General features: G+C 41.2%; 23 protein-coding genes. 4 read left to right on the top strand and 19 right to left on the bottom strand.

Going from position 1 to position 23,416, the window contains the following annotated elements:
- Positions 1-28 precede the first annotated feature (28 nt).
- From dxr to ACHCNF_RS15590, 7 genes are all read right to left on the bottom strand, one after another.
- Positions 29-1,168 (bottom strand): 1-deoxy-D-xylulose-5-phosphate reductoisomerase, encoded by a 1,140-nt coding sequence (gene dxr, locus ACHCNF_RS15620; protein WP_408070666.1) that lies wholly within the window; start codon positions 1,166-1,168, stop codon positions 29-31.
- A 20-nt stretch (positions 1,169-1,188) separates the two neighbouring features.
- Positions 1,189-2,016: a phosphatidate cytidylyltransferase gene (locus ACHCNF_RS15615; RefSeq protein WP_408070665.1), complete on the bottom strand. Its 828-nt coding sequence runs from the start codon at positions 2,014-2,016 to the stop codon at positions 1,189-1,191.
- Between the two features lie 27 nt (positions 2,017-2,043).
- Entirely contained in the window at positions 2,044-2,769 is a 726-nt protein-coding gene (locus ACHCNF_RS15610) for an undecaprenyl pyrophosphate synthase (RefSeq protein WP_408070664.1), read from the bottom strand.
- Between the two features lie 168 nt (positions 2,770-2,937).
- The gene (gene frr, locus ACHCNF_RS15605; protein ID WP_408070663.1) at positions 2,938-3,489 is read right to left on the bottom strand and encodes a ribosome recycling factor; all 552 of its coding nucleotides are present in this window, start codon (positions 3,487-3,489) and stop codon (positions 2,938-2,940) included.
- Positions 3,490-3,586: 97 nt separating this feature from the next.
- The gene (gene pyrH, locus ACHCNF_RS15600) at positions 3,587-4,279 is read right to left on the bottom strand and encodes a UMP kinase (RefSeq protein ID WP_408070662.1); all 693 of its coding nucleotides are present in this window, start codon (positions 4,277-4,279) and stop codon (positions 3,587-3,589) included.
- Positions 4,279-5,262: a polymer-forming cytoskeletal protein gene (locus ACHCNF_RS15595; protein ID WP_408070661.1), complete on the bottom strand. Its 984-nt coding sequence runs from the start codon at positions 5,260-5,262 to the stop codon at positions 4,279-4,281. Before ACHCNF_RS15595 ends, pyrH begins: the two co-directional genes overlap by 1 nt.
- Before the next feature lie 23 nt (positions 5,263-5,285).
- Positions 5,286-6,332 (bottom strand): polysaccharide deacetylase family protein, encoded by a 1,047-nt coding sequence (locus ACHCNF_RS15590; RefSeq protein ID WP_408070660.1) that lies wholly within the window; start codon positions 6,330-6,332, stop codon positions 5,286-5,288.
- A 306-nt stretch (positions 6,333-6,638) separates the two neighbouring features.
- Here ACHCNF_RS15590 and ACHCNF_RS15585 point away from each other — a divergent pair, with 306 nt between their 5' ends.
- Positions 6,639-7,286: a hypothetical protein gene (locus ACHCNF_RS15585; RefSeq protein ID WP_408070659.1), complete on the top strand. Its 648-nt coding sequence runs from the start codon at positions 6,639-6,641 to the stop codon at positions 7,284-7,286.
- 113 nt (positions 7,287-7,399) lie between these two features.
- Here the strand turns inward: ACHCNF_RS15585 and truA are convergent, their stop codons facing one another.
- From truA to ACHCNF_RS15550, 7 genes are all read right to left on the bottom strand, one after another.
- Positions 7,400-8,152: a tRNA pseudouridine(38-40) synthase TruA gene (gene truA, locus ACHCNF_RS15580; protein ID WP_408070658.1), complete on the bottom strand. Its 753-nt coding sequence runs from the start codon at positions 8,150-8,152 to the stop codon at positions 7,400-7,402.
- Positions 8,149-8,751 (bottom strand): bifunctional phosphoserine phosphatase/homoserine phosphotransferase ThrH, encoded by a 603-nt coding sequence (thrH, locus tag ACHCNF_RS15575; protein ID WP_408070657.1) that lies wholly within the window; start codon positions 8,749-8,751, stop codon positions 8,149-8,151. Before thrH ends, truA begins: the two co-directional genes overlap by 4 nt.
- A 92-nt stretch (positions 8,752-8,843) precedes the next feature.
- On the bottom strand, positions 8,844-10,589 hold the full coding sequence (locus tag ACHCNF_RS15570; protein WP_408070656.1) for a bifunctional diguanylate cyclase/phosphodiesterase: 1,746 nt from the start codon (positions 10,587-10,589) through the stop codon (positions 8,844-8,846).
- 172 nt (positions 10,590-10,761) lie between these two features.
- Positions 10,762-11,304, bottom strand: a complete 543-nt coding sequence (locus ACHCNF_RS15565; protein WP_408070655.1) for a glutathione peroxidase — start codon at positions 11,302-11,304, stop codon at positions 10,762-10,764.
- A gap of 152 nt (positions 11,305-11,456) precedes the next feature.
- Entirely contained in the window at positions 11,457-12,158 is a 702-nt protein-coding gene (locus ACHCNF_RS15560) for a DNA alkylation repair protein (RefSeq protein ID WP_408070654.1), read from the bottom strand.
- Positions 12,159-12,231: 73 nt separating this feature from the next.
- Positions 12,232-13,539, bottom strand: coding sequence for a 23S rRNA (uracil(1939)-C(5))-methyltransferase RlmD (gene rlmD, locus ACHCNF_RS15555; protein WP_408070653.1), 1,308 nt, complete (start codon positions 13,537-13,539; stop codon positions 12,232-12,234).
- A 73-nt stretch (positions 13,540-13,612) separates the two neighbouring features.
- Complete coding sequence (locus tag ACHCNF_RS15550; RefSeq protein WP_408070652.1) at positions 13,613-13,927, bottom strand: hypothetical protein; 315 nt, start codon at positions 13,925-13,927, stop codon at positions 13,613-13,615.
- A 299-nt stretch (positions 13,928-14,226) separates the two neighbouring features.
- On the opposite strand from ACHCNF_RS15550, the gene fliD reads away from it, so the two are divergent.
- A complete protein-coding gene (fliD, locus tag ACHCNF_RS15545; protein ID WP_408070651.1) occupies positions 14,227-15,024 on the top strand; it encodes a flagellar filament capping protein FliD in 798 nt (265 codons plus the stop codon).
- 117 nt (positions 15,025-15,141) lie between these two features.
- Here fliD and ACHCNF_RS15540 read toward each other — a convergent pair whose 3' ends face one another.
- Together ACHCNF_RS15540 and glyA are read right to left on the bottom strand one after the other, a co-directional pair.
- Entirely contained in the window at positions 15,142-16,428 is a 1,287-nt protein-coding gene (locus ACHCNF_RS15540) for a glycoside hydrolase family 3 N-terminal domain-containing protein (RefSeq protein WP_408070650.1), read from the bottom strand.
- Positions 16,429-17,166: 738 nt separating this feature from the next.
- The gene (gene glyA, locus ACHCNF_RS15535) at positions 17,167-18,405 is read right to left on the bottom strand and encodes a serine hydroxymethyltransferase (protein ID WP_408070649.1); all 1,239 of its coding nucleotides are present in this window, start codon (positions 18,403-18,405) and stop codon (positions 17,167-17,169) included.
- Positions 18,406-18,547: 142 nt separating this feature from the next.
- Between glyA and ACHCNF_RS15530 the strand changes: the two genes are divergently transcribed.
- Entirely contained in the window at positions 18,548-19,525 is a 978-nt protein-coding gene (locus ACHCNF_RS15530; RefSeq protein ID WP_408070648.1) for a diacylglycerol/lipid kinase family protein, read from the top strand.
- Positions 19,526-19,653: 128 nt separating this feature from the next.
- Positions 19,654-20,370 carry a phosphatase PAP2 family protein gene (locus ACHCNF_RS15525; RefSeq protein WP_408070647.1) on the top strand — a complete coding sequence of 239 codons (717 nt, stop codon included), beginning with the start codon at positions 19,654-19,656 and terminating at the stop codon, positions 20,368-20,370.
- A gap of 88 nt (positions 20,371-20,458) precedes the next feature.
- Here the strand turns inward: ACHCNF_RS15525 and ACHCNF_RS15520 are convergent, their stop codons facing one another.
- The 3 genes from ACHCNF_RS15520 to holA all read right to left on the bottom strand — a co-directional run bounded on the left by ACHCNF_RS15520 (position 20,459) and on the right by holA (position 23,379).
- Positions 20,459-21,484 carry a glycosyltransferase family 2 protein gene (locus ACHCNF_RS15520; RefSeq protein ID WP_408070646.1) on the bottom strand — a complete coding sequence of 342 codons (1,026 nt, stop codon included), beginning with the start codon at positions 21,482-21,484 and terminating at the stop codon, positions 20,459-20,461.
- A 74-nt stretch (positions 21,485-21,558) separates the two neighbouring features.
- Positions 21,559-22,269: a DUF1653 domain-containing protein gene (locus ACHCNF_RS15515; RefSeq protein ID WP_408070645.1), complete on the bottom strand. Its 711-nt coding sequence runs from the start codon at positions 22,267-22,269 to the stop codon at positions 21,559-21,561.
- A 90-nt stretch (positions 22,270-22,359) separates the two neighbouring features.
- A complete protein-coding gene (gene holA / locus ACHCNF_RS15510) occupies positions 22,360-23,379 on the bottom strand; it encodes a DNA polymerase III subunit delta (RefSeq protein WP_408070644.1) in 1,020 nt (339 codons plus the stop codon).
- Between the last annotated feature and the right edge of the window lie 37 nt (positions 23,380-23,416).

Below are 23,416 nucleotides of genomic sequence, written 5' to 3'. Positions count from 1 at the left end.
ACGTTTGTGATGTATCTTTTGAAAATACTTACCTTCCAAGATATTCATAAGTCTCTGCTTCAGCCATGAGTATCTCTTCAAGGTTAGGATTCTCAATCTTTGTATGATGAGCCATAGCATTTGAGATCATATCGTATATCTCAAGGAACTTAATCTCTCTGTTTATAAATTTCTTAACAGCCATCTCATTTGCAGCGTTAAATACTGTGGGCATACTTCCGCCAGCTCTGGCTGCTTCATAGGCAAGCTTAAGTCCCTGGAATGTATCTGTATCAGGCTTCTCAAAAGTAATCTGTGACAGTTCAAAAAAGTCCAGTCTCTTTTCACTCATAGGCATTCTGTCAGGATAAAACAAAGCATACTGAATAGGAAGCTTCATATCCGGTACGCCAAGCTGAGCCATAACTGCTCCATCCACAAATTGTACTGCAGAGTGGATAATACTCTGCGGCTGTATGATAACCTGGATCTGATCAAGTGAAACATCAAAGAGCCATCTGGCCTCCATCACTTCAAGTCCCTTGTTAACAAGAGATGCTGAGTCTATAGTTACCTTTGGTCCCATGTCCCAGTTAGGATGTTTTAAAGCGTCATCAACTGTCATGTCCACAAGCTCTTGGCGCTTTTTTCCTCTGAAGGGGCCACCGGATGCTGTAAGAAGAATCTTTTCAAGTTTGTTCTTAGGCTCTCCGTTCAATGACTGAAAAATAGCACTGTGTTCACTGTCCACAGGCAGAATGCTCACGTTCATTCTCGCAGCGAGAGGCATGATGATATGACCTGCCGTTACAAGAGTTTCCTTATTGGCAAGTGCAATGTCCTTACCACTTTCAATTGCAGCCATGGTAGGTCTGATTCCTATCATTCCAACCACTGCTGTCAGTACTGTATCTGCATCCGGAACCTGTGTGATCTCCACAAGTCCTTCTATACCTGAAAAAATCTGTACAGGAACATCTGCAAGCTTTACTTTAAGCTCTTTTGCTGCATTCTCATCGAACATGGCAACATATTTAGGTTTGAACTCCCTTACCTGCTTCTCCACCTTATCGACGCTCTTATTGGCAGCAATACCTACAATCTTCAGATCATCGGGGTTAGCTCTTACTACATCAAGAGTCTGAGTACCTATTGATCCGGTTGATCCAAGTAGAATTATTTTTCTCATTGATTAAAACCTCACATAGCTTATCGCAAAAACAGAAGCGATAAAAAATATATAGCAGGTGTGATAAAGATCACACTGTCGAATCTATCCATTATTCCGCCGTGTCCGGGGATTAGTTTTCCATAGTCTTTTATATCGTGGTCTCTCTTTATTCCGGAGGCGATAAGGTCTCCTACCTGAGATAAAATACCGGCCACGAGAGTTATAACAGCAAAGCTCACAAGCGCAGTCTGTCTTGGCATGTTCGGATTAGCATATGTGGAGTACACATATCCGAAGATCAGTCCTGCAATAACACTTCCAACAACGCCTCCCACTGAGCCTTCAATGGTTTTCTTAGGAGACAAAACCGGACATAGCTTGTGCTTACCTAGCGCAACTCCTGAAAAATATGCACAGGTATCACATATCCAGGCTACAAAGGGTATCCAAGCCAGATAAATTCCGGTAGACGATACTCTGAGAAGATAGATAAATGAAAGCATCATCGGTGCATAGACAAATGCAAATACAGAACTTACCATCTGGTCTGACTTATTTTTGGGATATCCAAAAACAAATATAGCCGCCTCTGCAACAAACAGTCCCATTATTATTGCAACAACAAATACCATGTCCGCACCTCTTGTTACAAGAACAAGATAATGGAGGCATATAGCAACAAGCCCTGCAATTTCCTGAAGATTTATCTTTTCTCCTTCACCTCTCACTCCAAGAGCGATACACAGCTCATTATAGCCGATGAGAGATACTGCAAACAGCACACCTGCTGTCACATATCCACCAAGTACAAGTGTCACTACAAGCAAGACAACCAGGACAGCTCCACTTATTACTCTAGTCTTCATAATTTTCCCTCTCTGATTAAGGATATATTATTGTGAATCTTCTTTTAATCCACCATATTTACGGTTTCGGCTGCCATAGGCTTCTACTGCCTTCTGAAGCTGTGCTTCGTCAAAATCAGGCCAAGCGACATCCGTATAATAAAATTCTGTATAAGCACACTGCCACAAAAGGAAATTACTAAGGCGCTGCTCACCGCATGTACGTATAAGAAGATCGGGATCCGGAATATTACCTGTATCCAGATTACGTGAGATCATTTCCTCAGAAATCTCTTCCGCACTTAATTCTCCTGCCTTACACTTATCTGCTATCTTCCTTACAGCGCGAACTATCTCATCCCGGCTTCCATAATTAATGGCAATAGTAAATGTGAGTCCGGTATTACCTGCCGTAGCGGTCTCAAGCTCGTCAATAGCAGCTCTTATGTCCTCTGAAAGTCTGCTGCGCTCTCCGATAACCTGACAACGCACATTGTTCTTCATAGACTTTTTAATGCTGCTCTTCAAGTATGTTCTGAGTATCATCATAAGAGCAGAAACCTCTGTTTCCGGTCTGTTCCAGTTCTCTGTTGAAAAGGCATATACAGTAAGATATTTAATTCCCATATCCCTTGCCACAACAAGAATGTCCTCAACTGCCTTGGCACCTTGCTTGTGACCATAGTTTCTGGGAAGTCCTTTTGCTTTTGCCCATCTTCCGTTACCATCCAAAATGATAGCTACATGCTGTGGTATTTTTGTATTCTCTTCCATATTATTCCTCATCCGTCAGCTTTGCTTATAATGTAAGTAGAGCCTGTGCTATGACCCACAGGCTCTCAATTTTTTACCATTTTCACAAGGTAGTTCTGCTCTCGGGCTGCGCCCTCGCCAGAACAAAGTAGTACACCAAGCTCGAAAGAACCACGCTGGGTGATTACTTTAAACTGTCATGATCTCTTTGCTCTTTTCCTCAACAGCTTCGTCAATCTTCTTGACAAACTTATCTGTCATCTTCTGAAGATCTTCCTCAAGCTCAGCAATCTCATCCTCTGATACGTCGGTTCCCTTAAGCTTCTTAAAGGAATCATTGCCGTCTCTACGGATATTTCTTACAGCTACCTTAGCATCCTCTCCCTTTTTCTTAATATCCTTAGCGAGCTGCTTTCTGCGTTCCTCGGTAAGTTCAGGGAAAATAAGTCTGATAACACTGCCATCATTGCTGGGTGTGATACCGATATCTGATGCAAGGATTGCTTTCTCTATATCCTTAATAAGGCTCTTATCCCAGGGCGCAATCTGAATCATACGCGCTTCCGGAATAGAAACATTACCAACCTGCTGAAGAGGTGTGGGTGTTCCATAATAATCCACCTTAAGCTTATCAAGTACATGCGGATTAGCACGTCCTGCACGAATTGACGCAAGATCGCTTGTAAGGAAATCAAAAGCTTTGGTCATTTTTTCTTCATAGGGCTTTACTTTTTCGTTCATACACTCATCCTCCGGAAATACGACCTAAGGGGCTATCTCTTGTGGTGAATCCCTTAGATTTCTCTATAGTTTTTATTAACCCAAGTATCTTATATAGTCAGGCTGTAACTGTGGTCCCGTTAAAGTCACCACTTGCTGCTTTTATTATACTATTTTCTTCCTGAAGTGCGAATACCCTCATAGGAATATGATTCTCTTTTACCAATATAGAAGCTGTCATATCGACAACCTGCAGGTTCTGAGCAACTACATCATCAATGCTGATGATGTCATATTTCTTAGCATCAGGATTGGTAACAGGATCGCTGTCATAAACACCGTCAATTGCCTTGGCAAGAAGAATAGAATCTGCCTCGATTTCAATTGCACGAAGAGCTGCACCTGTATCTGTTGAAAAGAACGGATGTCCTGTACCGCCTGCAAAGAACACTACCATTCCCTTTTCAAAGTACTTGTTTGCCCTGTCCTTGGAGAACAGCTTGGTGAATGAACCGCATTCAAAAGGTGTAAGTATATTGGTCTTCATACCTACGCTTCTGAAAATCTCTGAAACATAGATGCAATTCATAATTGTTGCAAGCATTCCGATCTGATCTGCCTTAACACGATCAATGCTTTCGCTAGTGCGTCCTCTCCAGAAGTTACCGCCTCCGATGACGATGCCAACCTGTGTACCGTCTTCAACCAGCTTTTTTACCTGTAATGCTACCTCACGAACTGTGTCCTCGTGAAAGCCTGTCTTGTTTGGTCCGGCCAGAGCCTCACCGCTTAATTTTAAAAGTATTCTCATTATTTCTGTCCTTTAAGTCCTTCAAAGAATGCAGAAGGATTAACCTCAGCGTAAGACTGTGAGCAGTTACCTTCTATAACAGCACCATTGTTGATCTGTACTGACTGTGATTTGATATTACCCATTACGATAGCTGTTGTATCAAGAACAACAGGACCGGGAACATCGATGTCGCCCTTAACAGCTCCTGCGATTACAGCGCTGGTAGCAAAAATGTTACCGATAACAACTGTGCTCTGTCCGATCTTAACACTTCCGTTACTTCTAACTTCACCTGTGATTCTTGCTGCCTCAGCGTAAATCTCTGCTGCCTTTGAATCACCTTCAATCTCACCTGTTACGTTGAGCTTACCAAGGCATGTCACGTTACCTGAAATCTTACCAACAAGATCAAGAGAACCTGTTGTCTCAAGGTTACCTATGATTTTCATACCCTCTGTAATGCTGGCTGTCTCATCTGTAGGTGTCTGCTGCTGAATGTCCATAGTATCAAATCCCCCATTATTCATATAATTTGTTGTCTTTTTCTCCTCGTAAACAGGAGCCTCCTCTGCCTTCTTGCTGGCAATAGACTCTATCGCACTAAGAGAAGCCGCAAGGTCAGCTACTGTATCCTCTTCCTCTTCGAAGACTGCTTCTTCACTTGCTTCTTCAGGCTCTTCCTCTTCAGGTTCGGAAACTTCAGGAACAACTGTTGCAGCTACAGGTGCAACCACTTTTTCTTCCTTCTCTTCCTTCACCTCTTCTTTGATTTCTTCCCTGACTTCTTCAGTCTCTTCTGCCCCACCTTCGTCGAGCTTGATTTCATCAAGGTGATCAAGCATATCGTTAAGGTCCTTTTTCACCTCAGCCTCTGACTTAGGCTTAACTACATTTTCTTTTTCTGCAGTTTCCCCAAGGATCTTAGCCTCATCACCTTCCTCAGGCATAATTGTTTTTGCAGCCTGAGAGAGATCACTTTTCAGCTCTGAAAAAAATCCCATTTTTTCTTCCTCCGTTTCAAATATTACTGAGAATTGCTGATATGTTGAACCGGTAACGTATCCTCCGTTATCGGAACTATCACTGTGTTATCCATTGCCTGAATCTGCTCAATTATCTCAGGCAAAGCCTCAACCGTAGCCGGTTTATCCTGCGCATCATGCAGAAGTACTACCGCCTCATGGAACTTAGGCACTCCTGTCATGACATTCGACACTATTATGTCCTTGTTAATTCCGGCCCTGTCATCACTGCTTGCTACATTCCAGTCGAAATATTCTATGTTCTCCCGGCCAAGATAATCAATAAGCTTATCCATCGAAACCTTGCTGGCAGTATTGGAACTGCCTCCCGGAAATCTATAGAACTGTGACCAGACTCCCGTAGTCTCATACAGGTATGTCTGCAGCTTGTGAAGATCTGCAGAAAAGCTCTCGAGTGATTCATACAGTTCACTGTACTTATGGCTGTATGAATGCATTCCAATAGTGTGACCTCCCGCGGCAATGCGCCTGTAAATCTCCTCGTGCTCACTGCCTTCCTTACCATTTACAAAAAATGTAGCCTTCACACCGTATCGGTCAAGTATATCCAGTATTGTATTTGTTGATGTGCTGGGTCCGTCATCAAAGGTTATATACACTCTTCTGATTCCGTCCCATTCCTCCGGCTTTCCTGTAGCAGACTGACCTCCTGAAACTTCGCCATCTGCCTTAGCCAAATCACCCGCGCTCTCTGCTTCCTCAAAAGGGTCAGCTACTTCCGTCTCCGGACTCTCCCCCGTATTATCATCGGTAACCGCCGCGGCATTGGCCCGTACAGGTTCGATGGGATTATCAATCTCCCCATCTGCCAGCAGTTCCTCACCATAATGTTCTTCGTACCAGGACAGTTCTTCCTTAGCTTTATTAAGCATTCTGCTGGTATGTCCGTTCCGAATAACAAGTAAAATACAGATGCACGTAGGAATTAGGCACGAAGCAGCTATCGAAGCAAGAATCAGTCTCCTCAAAAAGCGGATTCGCTTGGAACGATTCACGCCTGATCCACGACCCTCCGTGTTCGTCGCCATATAAATTACCACATTTCCAACTTGCTATTATGTCTTTTCAGACACCCGACTATCTACATAGCCAAACTAGATTATAGCATATATTAATGAGTACAAAAAGGGAAAAATAGTTTTCGAAAAGCTCTCTGATACAAGAGATGAATTTTCAGACAAAGGCATTTGTCAAGTTGGAAAATATTACAAATTATTCCCCAAAAATTTGGGAGCCCAAAAGGCCCAAATACATAGTTTTTTTAGATTTACTTTACGCTAAGTTTATCCTCGTCTGATATCCTAATAGCACCAAAGAAACAGGAGGTATCAGGTATGAAAAAAATCTACGGTCTAATCGCTGCAATCGCTGTAATTATCAGCATTTTCTCAACTTCATCCTTTGTATCATATGCTTCAAACAAAACCGCAGATGGCATTGCTATCGATGGCGAATACCTCATCACAGATAATGACGGTATGCACACCAGATATGTTCTTATTGCAAAAAATATCTCCGGCAAAGATCTCTCCGTTATGGCTAAATTCCATGCCCAAAAAGTAGACGGAAATCACATAAAGTCTGTAACAGACGGTACAGCTGCTGTAAAAAACGGCCAGTCTTTCATGCTCTACGGCCAGTTCAAAAACGATGACATCGAAGAGGCAGGCGGTTTCTCATATGAAATATCTTCCGAAGAAACCGACAGCTGTATGTATGATGCCATAGGACTTGATGTGAAAACCGGCACAGACAGTGCACTCACCATCACAGGAACAAACTACTCTTCCGAAGATGTTGCATGTGTAAATGTAAGAAGCGTATTTTTAAAAAACGGTACACCTGTTGCCTTTGACACAGTAAATATTGGTGATTGCGCATACTCACTAAGAAGCGGCAGCTCAAATACACAGGATCTCGGTATCCTGGTTCCCGAATATGACGACTACATAGTCACCTACTCCGTAGCAAATGAACTTTAACAAACAGCCCGCCGGGGTATATATGTGTGATTTTGAGCGATTATAAGCGAAGCTTAACGAGCAAAAAATTACACATATATACCCCGGCGGGCGTAATATTCAATACTCAATATTCAATAATCTACTTTCATTAGGCATAGGCCTTGGGGCGGAGCTGTGGGCCCCGCTTTTTGGCGATTGCAGGCATCGATGATATCTTTGATTTCTTCCGGCTTTATGTGGCCGTATCCAACCTCAAGTAATGTTCCGGTCATAATTCTTACCATGTTCTGTAAAAAACCGTTTCCATGGAAATACAACCTTATCTGCGGACCGCTCTCCTCGATTTTGATGTTATCGACACAGCGAACTGTGGACTTCTTCATCTTGGTATTGCCGCAAAAGCTCTTGAAATCATGTGTTCCTATTATAAATTCAGCACCCTTTTTCATCAGCTCTACATCTGGCTTTTCATCAAGCACTGTCACATATTTTCTGTCAAATACCGGCTTGGTATTTCCATAATAACAGGTATATCTGTAGGTCTTGCCAAGCGCATTGTATCTGCTGTGGAATCTCTCAGCGCAGGCTCTTACGTCGTTTATGCTGATGTCCTCCGGAAGATACTTGTTCATATAGCTCTGAATCTCTTCCTCAGACAGATCGGTATCCAGCATAGCATTTGCTGTCATCGCTCTGGCATGAACGCCGGCATCTGTTCTTCCCGCGCCTATAACCTGAACCAACTCGCCCTCAGGAAGTCCTACCATTTTTGACAGAACGCTTTCAAGTTTTCCCTGAATGGTCATATCCTTATTTGGCTGTCTCTCCCAGCCATAGAATCTCGTTCCGTCATAGCTGAGGGTAAATTTATAATTTCTTTTCATGCAATTTCCTTCTTAATAGCAGCAAGAAGTTCATCATATGTCTCAAATGCAGGGAACTGCGGAAAATCCTTCTTAATCTGATCTGTTGTTCTAAATAAAAACCCTGCTTTACTAGCCTCGATCATTCCAAGATCGTTGAAGCTGTCACCGCTTGCTATAGTTTCAAAGCCTATGCTCTGAAGTGCCTTTACTGTTGTAAGTTTACCCTTCTCGCAGCGCATCTTAAAGCCTGTGATTTCACCGTTCTCTGCAACCTCAAGGCTGTTACAGAAAATTGTGGGCCATCCAAGCTTTTTCATAAGTGGTGTAGCAAACTGAGTAAAGGTATCACTGAGTATGATCACCTGAGTTATGCTTCTAAGTTCATCCAAAAACTCCTTTGCTCCCGGCATTGGATCAATTGTTGCGATTGTCTCCTGTATTTCCTTAAGACCAAGACCATGCTCTTTGAGAATATCAATTCTGAATTTCATGAGCTTATCATAATCAGGCTCATCTCTGGTTGTTCTCTTAAGTTCAGGGATTCCCGTAGCCTCAGCAAACGCAATCCATATCTCAGGCACCAGAACTCCTTCCAAATCCAAACAAGTAACGTACATTTTTTCATCCTCCTCGTCTATTCTTTTATAGTCGTCAAACAATATTGCTAGTAGTTTATCATATTTTTCATGAAAAAGAATAAAAAATCATCCTATACTTCAATCTTTTCCCAGGTCATGCCGCTAAATGAAGTGTATTTCCTGCTCTCTTCCATAGGCTGCGGTTTACCAAAGTGGTAACCCTGGGCCTTGTCACAGCCGATGGTTTTAAGAAACTCAAAGTGCTCCTCAGTCTCTACTCCTTCTGTAAGTGTCACATGTCCCATGCTGTGAGCTGCCTGCACGATAAATCCAAGTACAGCGCCGGATCTGGGATTTTTGTCATACTGTCTCAAAAATGCAAGATCCAGCTTCAGAGTGTCAAATTTATAATTCAAAATAGTTGTAAGAGACGAATATCCACTTCCAAAATCATCAATCCACACCTGATAGCCAAGCTCCCTGAAATGCTCTATTTCATGCTTGATAAGAGCATCATCATCAGTAAGAGCGCTCTCTGTAATCTCTATATCAAGCATATGGACAGGCATGTTAACCTTTTTTCTGCAGTTTTCAACCTCATCTATGACATTACACAGATTAAAATCGAGCCTTGAAAGATTTATTGAAACAGGCACCAGCATCTCACCCTTGTCACGGAGAGCCGCGTAATCTTCGCATACCTTTTTTACCATAAACATATCCAGCTTGTGGATCTGTCTGTGTTCTTCAAGAATATCAATAAAGCTTGCAGGTGAAATAAGCCCCTTCTCAGGATCTTTCCACCTTGCAAGAGCCTCGTATCCGCATATTTCTCCGGTTCTGGTGCGGACTACAGGCTGATAGAAAACCTTTATGTCTTCGTTTTCAACAGCGTTATCTATGTTATCCAAAACAAATTGCTGCATCTGAAGTTTTGAATGAATGTCTTCATTATAAAAAACATATGGGATATCGTATCTTGTCTTTATACTCTTACAGGCAAGTCTGGCATGGTCACATGCAAGACCGATATCATTGCATTCATCCTCTACCCTGTAAATACCGGCCTTGATCTCCAGCTTTGCTCCCGGTACCAGCCTTGATACGTCCTCATGAATCTTCAGGACAATGGACTCCACATCCTTCGACAGAGTACAAACTACAAAATGGTCCTCTGAAAATCTTGCCACCATGCGCTCCAAAAAAGAGTGCCACAGAAGCTTTGCAATATCATACAAAAGCTCGTCACCCTTTTGGAATCCATATTTTTCATTAAAAAGTTTGAAATGATTAAGATCAAAATAAATAACGCTTATGCTCTGTTTTCTGATATCTTTATTAGCCATAAGCCCTTGAACAACATGATAAAAGTGTGCCTGATTCCACATCCCCGTCAGAGAGTCTGTCTCTTTGTTCATCTCCAGGACCTGAGACTCAGCATAGCTGTTCTTATTTTTGTTGTAATACTCGTTCTGATCTATATCTACGATAAATACATAGTAATAGCTGACGCCATCCTTACCATGTACAAGATGCCCGAAGTCCTCGACATAGCGGATATTTCCGTTTTTGGTACGTATCCTGTACCGCACATAATCATGTCGCATCTCGCCAAACACAGTCTGTTTGCTGATATCTCCCTGTGTAAGGTCGTAGTCTTCCGGATAAACCATTCCGCAAAAACAGTTCCCCGTTAGTTCTCTAAAGTCTTCAAGTGAATCACACTCATACAGTTTAATGATGTTATCATCTGCGTATACCAGCTCACCGGAACCTTCAGCATAATATATGAAAAATCCTCCCGGTACTCCTTCCGGAATAAAAGCAGGTGCATACTTACTTTTTCTTCGATTGACCTTCTTGACTTCACTTGACATAGGCTTCCCCCATTTTGACAATCATCCACTATGTCATAATTTTAGCCCATGTTGATATATAAAAATATTAACTTGCGATAAAAAAAAGATTATTATTTTCTGTATTGTAAAATAAAAAGAAAACTGCCACACAAGGTTGTGTGACAGTCCCTGAATCATTGATACAATTTTATTACATGAGCTTTTCAACACATGCTGCTACATTTTCCATCTTCTCTGTAGGCTCAAAACGGGCAACAACCTCGCCGTTTCTGTCTACAACAAACTTGGTGAAGTTCCACTTGATGTCAGGATTATTCTTGTAATCCTTGTCAATTTTCTTGAGCATAACACCCATTGCAAGAGCTGCAGGTCCCTTTCCAAAGCCCTCAAATCCCTTCTGCTCCTTGAGAAATTTGTAAAGTGGAAGCTGTCCTTCTCCGTTAACTTCAGATTTCTTCATCTGAGGGAACTTAGTGTTATAGTGAAGCTGGCAGAATTCATGAATCTCATCATCAGTACCGGGTGTCTGTCCGGCAAACTGGTTGCAGGGAATATCAAGTACTTCAAATCCCTGATCGTGGAACTTCTCATACATATCCTCAATGTCCTTATAGTGAGGTGTGAATCCGCAGCCTGTTGCTGTATTTACAACAAGTACCACCTTGCCTTTGTAGTTCTCCATAGAGAACTCTTCACCCTTAGCTGTTGTTACAGAATAATCATAAAATCCCATTTTGGACCTCCATAAAATAATATAAATAATATGTTATTGTGCAATTAGTTTATCTTTTATTTGTTTCGATTATATTGCGTACAATTTATATTGTCAAGTATTATTTATTTCTTTTTCCAAGTCCATTTATGTCATATATATTTATTCGATTTTTACTGATTCTTAGTTAATTTGAGACTTCTTAGATAATCCTTTTGTTCCTTTGTAATTCTATAACTTTCAATGGATTTTTGGATGGCTTTATTATGAGTCCAGTCCGAAAGCCGATGCTCTTCTATAAACGGAAGAGTCGCATCATATTGCTTTGCAAGAGCAGTTGCAAAGTACCACGCTATCATCATATTTACGTAGTACTCTTTTGATCTTACTTTCGCAACCATCTCAGGATATGAAATGTCGAAGTCTTCATCAAGAAAATGCTGCATAAGCATTCCAATCGCAAATCTTACCGTATAGGTTTTGTCTGAAATAATCCATGAGCTGATTGCAGATAGTAATTCAGTTTTATGTTTTTTAAACACCTTGGGAGACATTTGATCACAGGTTGCCCAGTTATCCACATAGGGAAGAAATTTTTCTGTCTCCTCCATGCATTTTTCAAAATCTTTTATTTCACTGATAACAAACGCATGAATCTGATCTTCATCGAAATACCTGTGGGGAACATCCGAAAGGAAATCGCCTATGTCCTCGCGTTTTACAAGACTTTTGGCATATTTTCGCAAATCAGGCGTACGTACCCCTATCATTGTGTCTATATCTTTTCCCGGAATCAGTTTGACCTGAAAATCCCTGTATTTAACGTCCTGAAGCTTAAACAGCTCTTTCCTGATTTCATCTGATATTGTAGTCATTATACTTTCTCCCCTAAAAGTGCATTGTTACTGCTTACACCTCGCAGTACTCTCAGCAGCGTGATTTTCCCGTTCAGATTTCCTTCGTCAAGAGAACGACATTTTCGCAGCTCCTGGTAAAGGGGAACATATCAACCGGTATGATCCTGTCAGCCTTGTAACCGTTTTTGGTGATGTACTCAAGGTCCCTTGCAAGAGAGTCAGGGCTGCAGGATATATATACAATTTTGTCAGGACTAAGTTTAAACATAGAATCCATGAATATCTCAGTAGAACCACTACGAGGCGGATCCATGAAAACAACATCTGCGTGATCACCTGCTTCTGCCATCTGAACCATGAAACGGCTGGCATCATTTTCATAAATTGTAATGTTCTTAATTTCGTTCATTTTTGCATTTAATCTTGCATCGCGGACAGCGTCCTTATTGAGTTCTACTCCTATGACCTCCGCAGCATGAGGGCTTGCAATTATGCCTATTGTTCCCACGCCGCAGTAACAGTCAAGAACCATTTCCTTGCCCGTAAGGCCTGCAAGCTCAACAGCTTTGGAATACAGCTTTTCTGTCTGAACAGGATTTACCTGATAAAATGATTTGGGAGATATCTTGAATTTCATCCCGCACACAGTATCATAAATGAATCCGGGACCATAAATAGCCTTTTCCTTATCACCAAGGATCATACTGGTACGCTTGTCGTTTACATTAATTACAATTGTTGTTATTTCGGGATGCTCTTTTAAAAGTGCCTTAACAAAATTATTCTTGGAAGGAAGAATAGGTGATGTCAGAACAAGAACAACCATTATTTCACCTGTATTATGTCCAACCCTGATGAGTACATGCCTGAAAAGTCCATAACCGTTATCCTCATCAAAGGTTTTTATCTTAAAGGATTTAAGCATTCCTCTTATGGTCGCTATAATGGCGTCTGCCTTTTCATTCTCAAGGTAGCATGTATCAACCGGAACTACATCGTGAGTTCCTTCTTTATATATTCCGGAGACAGGATTGCCCTTGCGGTCATGAGTAAATACTGCATGCACCTTACATCTGTAGTGTTCCGGGTGTTCCATTTCCATAAAAGGTTCAACCTTGCCGAACTTCCCTACAAGCTCTTCTACACGCTTATGCTTTCTCTTGATCTGTTCCTTATAGGGTATGTCAATCATCTGACATCCACCGCACTTTCTGGACACAGGGCACTTTGTATTTTTCTTTTCCGCGCCGCTCCTGGAGTTCGCAGTTTTCTTTTGATATGTAGTATTCTTGGAGTTTGCAGATTTTTTCTGAATGGCAGACCTTTTCTTAGCTGTATTATTGTTTTCCTGACCATTGCTTTTTATTGTCTTTTTCTTTTCCGAATTATCGTTTCTCATTATCAAATCCTCTATATAAAACTCAAATGAATCTGTAGTCTTAAAAACCTCCGGTCAAAGCCGGAGGTCGTAATCATTTCTTCTTGGGTTTATTCTTGCTGTTCTTCCTCTTGTCACTAAAATCTCTTATTTTAATATCCTCAAGGCCTGAAACAAGCTCTCTGGCGCGGTCAACATCCGCTCTGTTAATACGAATAGTGCACACAATCTTGTCCTTGTCAGCACCAAATATTCTCTGTAAAAAGCTCTTATCCTGCCAGTCAATATAATATGAAATACGATTTGCAAGAAAACGTTCCTCTAATATCTTCTTACTTTCCTTGCTGTATACCTTGCAAAAGGAAACTTCATTATTAAAAACCTGATCGCTTTGAATTATTGATGACATAAATCGTTCACAGCCTCTTTCTCTTTTTGATAGTCATTTCATTTTACACTAATGCCACGATATTTGTAAATGCTTTATATTACAACATATCATTTGGTTCAAATGCAGAAATCTACTGCCTTTTTAGGAATCGGCGCTTCGAAAAAGCGCTTTTTTTTACACATTCTTCATATTGTTAATCATCTTTTCATTTGAACATTTGCAAAGTAAGATGTAAAAATTAATTAGAGGTATTATACATACAGCACGGATGCTGTTTTACGGGATATCTTTTCCCGAATATCAAAGGAGTGATTTGTATGGGAATAAATGTTAACATGGATTATTCCACCTTGTTTGGAAGTTTACCCGGCCAGGGATCCTCTAATAACCTCATGTCCGGTCTGTCGAGTATGTTATCCGACTACTCTTCTATCAGAAACGGCAGCTATGGGAAACTGGTATCTGCATATTATAAGAAAATAGGAAATGAGAATACAGATTCAGCAGACAAAGAGGAAAAAGCCTCCCGAACCAGAAACGATAACATCACCGATAAATCAAAGGCTGCTGAAAAGAAACAGTATTCAGCCATATCTTCAAATGCCAAGAGCGTTGCTTCAGATATTGAAAAACTCACCAAGACCGGCGATGATTCAGTATACGGCAAATCATGGCAGACCGTAAAGGATGAAAACGGCGAGGACACCAAAGTTTATGACTACAATACTTCAAAGGTCACTAATGCTGTTTCCGCCTTTGTAAAGGATTACAATACACTTGTAAGTTCCGCTTCAGATGTATCGGATTTAACTACAAGTACCAGAGCTGATTACCTTTCAAAAATAACAAAGTCATATAAAAACGAGCTCTCCTCCATAGGGATAAGCGTAAATGATAATGGCAAGCTCTCCCTTGACAAGGATAAACTAAAAGAAGCCGGTCCTGAAGCTGTACAGAATCTGTTTACTCAGAAGGCAGGATTTGGATATAAAGTATCTCAGGCTGCAACAAGCCTTGAGACTTCTGCAACAAGAGCAGCTTCATCCTCTTCCACCTATTCAAGATCCGGACTGACAAATACAGACTTTTCATCAATAATGGATTCCTTTATTTGATGAAAAGTGAACGTTCGCCGAAAGGCGTACTTAAAAATAGCCGCCGCTATCAGTATTCGTTACTGATGCGGCGGCATTTGATTGAGCAGAACACTCATAGAAGCCTTATTATTACAATCACTCTGCCGTGATCTCATCTACTCTGTCTGCATATTTTACTCTGTAAATTCTCTTAAGTGATTCGTTAATTCTGTCCTCACTGATAGTTCCATTCTGAACTGCATTAAGAACTCCCTGATAGCTCTCCATAAAGTCAGCAGGAAGGAAAATCATATCAGCCCCTGCCTGAATTGCCGCAACCGCAGCATCTGCAGAAGAATATCTGTCTGCAATATCTGATAATGAATCTGTGATGATTATTCCGTCGTAACCAAGCTGTCCTCTCAAAACATCCTGGATCACCGTAGGGCTAAGACATGATGGTGTATCATCTCCCGTAAGTCCTGTAGAAGGTGCTGTACAAACCATGATCATGCTGGCTCCGGAATCTATACCTGCCTTGAAGGGCGCAAGCACATCAGCAAGTCCCTCAGCATTATTGCCACTGTTTATGGTCTCCGGGAAGTACTGAAGTCCGGCAGATACACCAAATGTCTGCAATCCTTCAACTGTCTTGGCAACCATGGAAGATACCATATGTGAATCAGTACCAAATGAATTGCCACCCTCTGAAAGATTGGCATTTACTCCAATATTCAGATTGAAGCCATATCCATTAAGATAATCTGCTACTCTTGAAGCGGTATTATATGCTTCATCCGCGTTACCTGACGCTCCAAGCTCTGAAGGGGAAGCTACTGCCTCTAGAGAAAGAGCATTTGCCACAATACTCTTCTCTCCACCAACCTCTACTGTAGACAGAAACAGAGGATACTTGCTCATGGATGCTGTAGTACTCAGCATATCCTTAATCTGAGCTTCATCCTTAATATTCTTCGAAACATAGAACAGGCCACCTACTGCATATGAGGAAAGTGCATCCTGCGTGGTATTGCCGGCCTTGATCACAGCATCTGAACCGGTAAGCTGCTCAGGTGAGATCATGAAAAGACCTGCAACCTTATCCTCAATAGGCATCTCAGAGATGCATGTATCTACAATATGATCCAGCATAGTGTCCTGGCTCATAACCTCTGATTCTACGGCATTCTCATCCGGAGAAGCAACCGCAGCAGGCTCCACATCTACCTCTCTTGCCTCTGCAACAGTCTCCTCCACCTGCTCATTATATGCCTTGATGGCATGAACAATCTTATTAACCGCAAAAAATGCGCCGGATACAACCGATATTCCCAAAACACCTGTGATGGCATATGCGATAATCTGTGCTCTCATCCTGCGCTGTCGTCTAAGTTCCCTGCGAGTATTTCTCTCAGAACCACTATTATTCATTTTATCTTCCATACATCCTCCCCATGGAAAATCCCCTTAAAACTTAGATACATTATAACACACTTGCCATACAAGTTCTACCAAAAACAGAAATTGTTACCACAATATTTAGTGTCTGCCCGCAAATATTATTAAATAGCAACACAAAGCATAAGGGCGAATATATCTGTTTCTATACATTCGCCCTTACGCATGTTCAAATTGTTCGTTGTCCAATGGACTTACCTCCAATTTCTCAACCCTGCTCTTTCCATTAACTTTTGCACTCGTATGCTGTGACGGCTAATTCGACGATTAGTTCTTCGCCACTATGTCATGTACTTAAGCTTGTTGTGTTGGAAATTCACTATTGTCTGTGGTGTTAACTAAATAGTTCGGCGGACTATACCTTCCTTTCCGACAATTTATAAAACTAAGATTTAGAGTAAAAACTTAAGTTCCCTTTGGACCGTACCTCCATTTCTTTCAGCCTGTCTGCTGAAGTATTGAAAGAAGTTTTCTCTTTCTCTTGTCTATAATCTCATTATACACACGCTTTCATAATTGTCAATACATTTTTTATATTTTATTTTTGATATTAGATTATTTCGTTAATATCTTTTGGTTATCTGATAAATTGTTTTAAAAAGGTATATTTTATACACAATTCAAAATACCGATTCCGCTTTTCGAAATAAAGTATAAAAAATATAAAAAAAGCTGACCCGATTTATAAAAAATTCAGGTCAGCTCTATATTTTCATAAATATATCAAATTAGAGGATATTTTGCTGTCAATTCCTTGATAATAGCTCTTGCTTCATCATTTTTCTCACCCTTACCCTTGATAACAATGGAAATAGCCTCGGCAATTTTATCCATATCTTCCTCGTTCATACCGCGGGTAGTTACAGCAGGTGTACCAAGTCTGATTCCACTTGTTACAAACGGTGACTGCTTCTCATTGGGAATTGTGTTCTTATTGGCTGTGATATGTGCATCATCAAGCCATGCTTCCACATCTTTTCCGGTAAGATCAAAATTGGTGAGATCGATCAGCATGAGGTGGTTATCTGTTCCGCCTGAAACAATCTGAACGCCTCTCTTCATCAGGCCTTCACTGAGTGCCTTTGCGTTTTTCACAATCTGCTCCTGATAGGTCTTGAATTCAGGAGTAAGAGCTTCCTTAAAGCATACAGCCTTCGCAGCTATTACATGCTCCAAAGGTCCGCCCTGGATACCCGGGAATACAGCCTTGTTGAACTTATATTTATCCTGAGCAGCCTGATTCCAAAGAATAAGGCCTCCTCTTGGTCCACGAAGTGTTTTGTGTGTTGTAGTAGTAACTACATCAGCATAGGGGAACGGGCTGGGATGAACACCTGCTGCCACAAGACCTGCTATATGCGCAATGTCTACCATAAGAACCGCTCCGCAAAGATCTGCTGCCTCACGGAATTTTGCAAAGTCAATTGTTCTGCAGTAAGCAGATGCACCGGCAATAATAAGCTTAGGCTGATGTTCTTTTGCAAGTCTCTTTACTTCCTCGTAATCAATGAAGCCGTTCTCATCAACACCATATGCTATTACGTTGTAGTAGGTACCTGAAATATTGGCCGGGCTTCCGTGTGAAAGATGTCCGCCCTGACTGAGGTTCATACCAAGAATAGTGTCGCCGGGCTTAAGGAGGGCAAACTGAACAGCGAGATTAGCCTGTGCTCCTGAGTGAGGCTGAACATTTGCATAATCGCAGTGAAAGAGTTCCTTGGCTCTGTCTCTCGCGATATTCTCAACCTTGTCAACTACCTGGCATCCGCCATAATAGCGTTTTCCGGGAAGTCCCTCAGCATACTTGTTTGTAAGGGGGCTACCCATAGCAGCCATAACAGCTTTACTAACCCAGTTCTCAGATGCGATCAGCTCAATATGATCGTTCTGACGCTGCATCTCCTCAACGATAAGATCAGCGATTTCAGGATCAACATTTTTTACTTCATCCAATGAATACATACCGGCAATTCCTCCACTTCGATAATTTGACGTTTTAATGTGCTAAAGCAATTGTGATGTATCATAGCATAGTATGCGTGCCAAAGCAAGTAATATTAGTGTTATAATATTTCTAAATAGTTTTGTTGGGAGTTATTTAAATATGTTCTATTGTATAGTAAATCCATCTGCCAGATCGGGACACGGCAAAAATATATACAGCATGTTTGAAGAAAAATGCAGAGTTCAGGGTATCCCTTATAAAGTAGTTTTTACAAAGGGCCCCGGACATGCCATGAATGTCGTAAAAAAAATTACCTCTCCAGGCAGCGATCAGGACGATGATAATGAGCCTGTAAATATCGTAGTCATGGGAGGCGACGGCACCCTGAACGAGGTGGTATCAGGCATTCAGGATTTTGACAGAGTACGCCTCGGAGTTGTACCGCTTGGTTCAGGCAATGATTTTGTAAGGGATCTGGATTTCCCCGGGAATCCCTCCGATCTTATAGACCGGATTTTAAAAGGAGAGGTGGTAAGAAAGCTTGATATAGGTAATATCCACTATGATCATATGACAAAAACCTTATCCAGGCTTCATGATTCGCGAATTGCTTCTGACAGACGTTTTGATGTCAGCGCCGGTATTGGCTTTGATGCTGCAGTATGTGAAGAAGCGCTCTCTTCCAAAACCAAAAACAAGCTGAATAAATTCGGCCTTGGCAAAGCAACCTACGGTGTGATCGCTATTAAGCAGATCCTTCATGCAGATCAGCCATCCTGCGATATCACCACGGACACCGGTGAGCATATACACCTTGACCACCTGATTTTTGCAGCTGCAATGATCCATCACTACGAAGGAGGCGGTTTTAAATTTGCCCCCGACGCCGACCTTGGAGATGGCTGCTTTGATCTTATCGCCGGCGGAGATATGTCATATTTTCAGATTTTTAAAGCTCTGCCCCTGGCCTTTTTTGGCTGGCACTATGGACGGAAGGGCATATATCATATAAGGGCAAAGGAAATAACAATAAAGACCGCTCTTCCCCTCTGGGTACACACAGACGGTGAGGTTCTTCTTAAGTCAGATCATATTACACTGACCTGTCTGAAGCAGAAATTATGCCTCTTATCGTGAAAAGCACTTATTAATTTATATTTTTTTTAGAATTTTTGTACAGATTTTCATTTGAATATATTGACCCCCTGCGATATATTAATTAGCGTAGTATCGTTGTTATTTAACGAAATAAGGTGAATAGTTTTATGAAAAAGAGAACATCTAAATGGTTTGACAGACCCTGGACCAAAGAGAGACTCAAGGATACCATCATTTGTCTGATTCCGGTAATTATTTACGCTTTCATTTATCTGACATGGTTTTTCCACCTCGAGGGTACCAAGGAGCTACATTATACAGTTATTCATTCCGCGCTGGATGATAAGATTCCATTCCTTGAGATTTTTATCATTCCCTATCTTGGCTGGTTTGCTTATTGCGCATTCTTCTTTTTCCTGTTCCTTGCCATGTATGACATGGAGGACTTCTTCAAGAATGCAGCATTTTTCTTCACCGGAATGACGATGTTTTTGATAATATCATCCATATGGCCAAACATACAGTATTTGAGACCTGCTGTAATGCCCAGGGATAACATATTTACACACATGGTTGCCAATCTGTACAAGACCGATACTCCCACCAATCTGTGGCCGAGTATCCATGTATATAATGCGATCGGCACTCACCTTGCAGTCTCCAATTCCAAGCGTTTTAGTAAGCTTTTAAAGAATAGCTCGTTGGTATTCTGCATACTGATCATTCTTTCAACAATGTTTATAAAGCAGCATTCGGTTATCGATGTTCTTGGCGGTATCATTTTTGCAGTAGCTACCAACCTTGTAGTATACAAGAGTGAACTTGTGGTAAATGCTTATCATCGCCATAATGAGAGAATTAAGGCTTGGAAAGTACTTCAGTAATAATCCGGATCGTTCCTTTTAAATCTTAATGTATAACATTATTAAAACCTCATGACTTCGCAAATCGCGATATCATGAGGTTTTATTATTAGTTAAAGTTATAAAGCTTTTGAGCTATCTTATATCCTGTGAGAGTAATCTTTCTTCCGCCCTTTCCCGGAAGGTAAACAAATACGCCCTCTATTCTGTAGCGAAGCTTACAATACAAAAGAATGCTTCTGCTCTTTATATATCTCATAAGTTCCTTACGCTTTTCAAGATTCTCCTTGGTACCGGATGCAAGCATAAGAATTGTGGATATTGCTGTAATGATCTCCAGGTAATTGAACATGTAGTGATAGCGCTTTTTATTGGATCTGATCATACCGATGTTTTCAACATAGTAGTCTACCATCAGCTTATTCACACGGACCTGCTGATCCAGTCTTGAGATCATAATTTCCTGATTTACAGACTGATCTGCTCTTCCGATGTAGTAGTAATAGAAATTAACATCCAGATAATACATGTTCTTAACAAACGGAAGCGGATTGAACACATAGATATTATCTACATAGAATGTATGCTCCGGAAGCTTCAGGCCGCAGTCACGAAGAAGCTTTGTTCTGAAAATAACGGAGTGCATAAGAAGGTAATGACCTATCGTAATCTTCTTCACATCATCCCAGGTGAAAAGCTCCTCTATGGGGAACATTCTGTTGTAGCGCATTACCTTGTGACGCTGCTCACCTTCTTTATTGTATACGAAGTTGCTGATGAGAAGATCCAGCCTGTCTCCTCCACCCACAAATTCCTCGAGAGTGGTAAGAATCTTTCTATAAGCCATCTCCTTAACCCAATCGTCACTGTCAACAACCTTGAAGTACAATCCTGTGGCATTCTCAAGGCCTGCGTTAACTGCAGAACCATGACCACCGTTCTTTTTATGTATAGCCCTGCAGATAGTCGGATATTTTTCAGCATATTCATCAGCGATAGCTGCTGTATTATCCTTTGATCCGTCATCCACAATAAGGATTTCCACATCTTCTCCACCTACCAAAAGTGAGTCAATGCATTTTCTCATATAATCCTGTGAATTGTAACAGGGTACTGCAATACTTAATAACTTCATTTTTTCTCATATCTCCTCTGTAAATACCGTTATGTGTCAGTCTTACTCCAATGATCAGACTTCAAAAAGCCTTATCATATACCGCGTCTTGAGACTTCGAATTTCTGCTTTGTCAAAAGGAACTGCCTTAGTTCTGAGCACCTTACATCCGGATCATCTCCGGGAATTTCAGTGTCCATAGCCATCGCCATGATATCTATCATCTCATTTGTAACGATTGGTCTTATCCGGCTTAGCACCTCAAGTCTGTCGGCAGTGCTGTTCGCATCAAGGAATTGCACCACAAGAGGATTCATCCCAAAACTCTCAGCTTCCTCTTCAATAGTGCGATTCATATAGTTTTCGTTAATATCGTCTTTGTCCTCATCATCGAAGATGCTCTCTTTTTGAGATTCTTCCTGATTCTTGGAATCCGTATCAGAATCGGATTTTTTGTCACTTGATCTTTCTATTTCCAATACAGGCTTTTTAGCACTTTCAGTTTCTTCTAATGCAGGCTTTTTGGCAATTTCGTCCTTCACATCAAAATCAGATTTTATATCGTACTCATTCACATCCGGGGTAAAAAGCTCAAATCTCATTTTCTGATCAGGGTTAGGATATCTCTCCCTGTCAACTTCTGAGGTGAACTCCTTAAGAGATCTGCAGTATATCGTATAATCGCCATAAAGCGCCTGATATACAACCTGCTCCTCGCCTGTATCAGCATCTCTCGCAATAGTTATGATCTGATACTTTCCGCCTTTAAAATGTCTGTATAGCTCCTGCGGCTTTGGTCTGTTCAAAACTAAATCCTCCTATAAAAACACTCGCCTTACGATTATAACATAAAAATAGCTGTTCTGTTGCTTCCAAGGGGCAATACTTATTCGTATCTATTTTCTGGAGGATGACTTAACAATGATCATCTCCACACTTATTATTCTGTCAAGACGTCCGGTCTTTACTGCCTCGTCGCTTTCAAGACACATATTAAGCGAATCTTTTAAATCCTTCATCGAGTAGCTTCTGGTCCAGCCCATGATCTTATCCGCAACAAATGGTGGCACTCCAAGCTTGGAGGCAGCCACACTCTTGTTAACACCAAGCTCAGCCATCTCCTTTGCTGACAGCAACTGATTAAACTGCCTCATTATAAGCGCCAGTATCTGCTCCGGAGCGGTCTTTAAAGCCAGAAGTTCATAATAGATATTCATGGCTTTCGCCTGATTCTTCATAACTATAGCATCTGTCATTTCGAATATCCTGCTGGTAAGCCAGTTAGCACAGACAGCGTCAACGTCCTTCTCAGTGACCTCAGTCCTGCCAAGACAATAGCTGACAAGCTTTTCCATCTCATGAACCATGTTGGACATATCCGTGCCAACTCTGTTAATGAAGTAGGCTATAGTTCTTGTGGATATCGCAAAGCCCTCATTTTTCATTTTCATGGCAACCCACTTATAAAGCTGCTGCTCATCAGGTGTCTCGCAGTTAATATCAAGACCTGTCTTACTTACGGCCTTGTACATATCCTTTCTCTTATCAACAGCTGATTCAACAAAAAGAAAAACCGTAGTCTCCGATTGATGCTTTAGATAATCTGCAAGCTCAGGGCATCCGCTTTTGAAAAAGCCGCTGTCCTCAATGACTATAACTCTGCGCTCCGCAAAAAAAGGGAGTGTCTCCGCCATATCAATAACTTCAAGCGGATTTATTCCTACCCCCTCATAGTGCTGAAGATTCATGGCATCTCCGCTTCCCAAAAGGGCAGCTTTTAGCTTGTCTCTGTTCTGTTTTCTGAGATAAGCCTCATCACCATATACAAGATATGCCGGTCTGAAGCTTCCTGACTTAATATCCTGATTTATCTTTTCAGCCTTTACTTTATAGTCTGATGTTTTACCTGCAGCCATATTTTAACCTTGCCCCATAATCACAATATGTTGTATA

Source organism: Butyrivibrio sp. NATIVEDY162 (assembly GCF_045999815.1).
In the GTDB taxonomy this organism is placed as follows: Bacteria; Bacillota; Clostridia; order Lachnospirales; family Lachnospiraceae; genus Butyrivibrio.
Note: the sequence above shows the minus strand (reverse complement) of the source record. Positions and strands in the feature narration are given on the sequence as shown.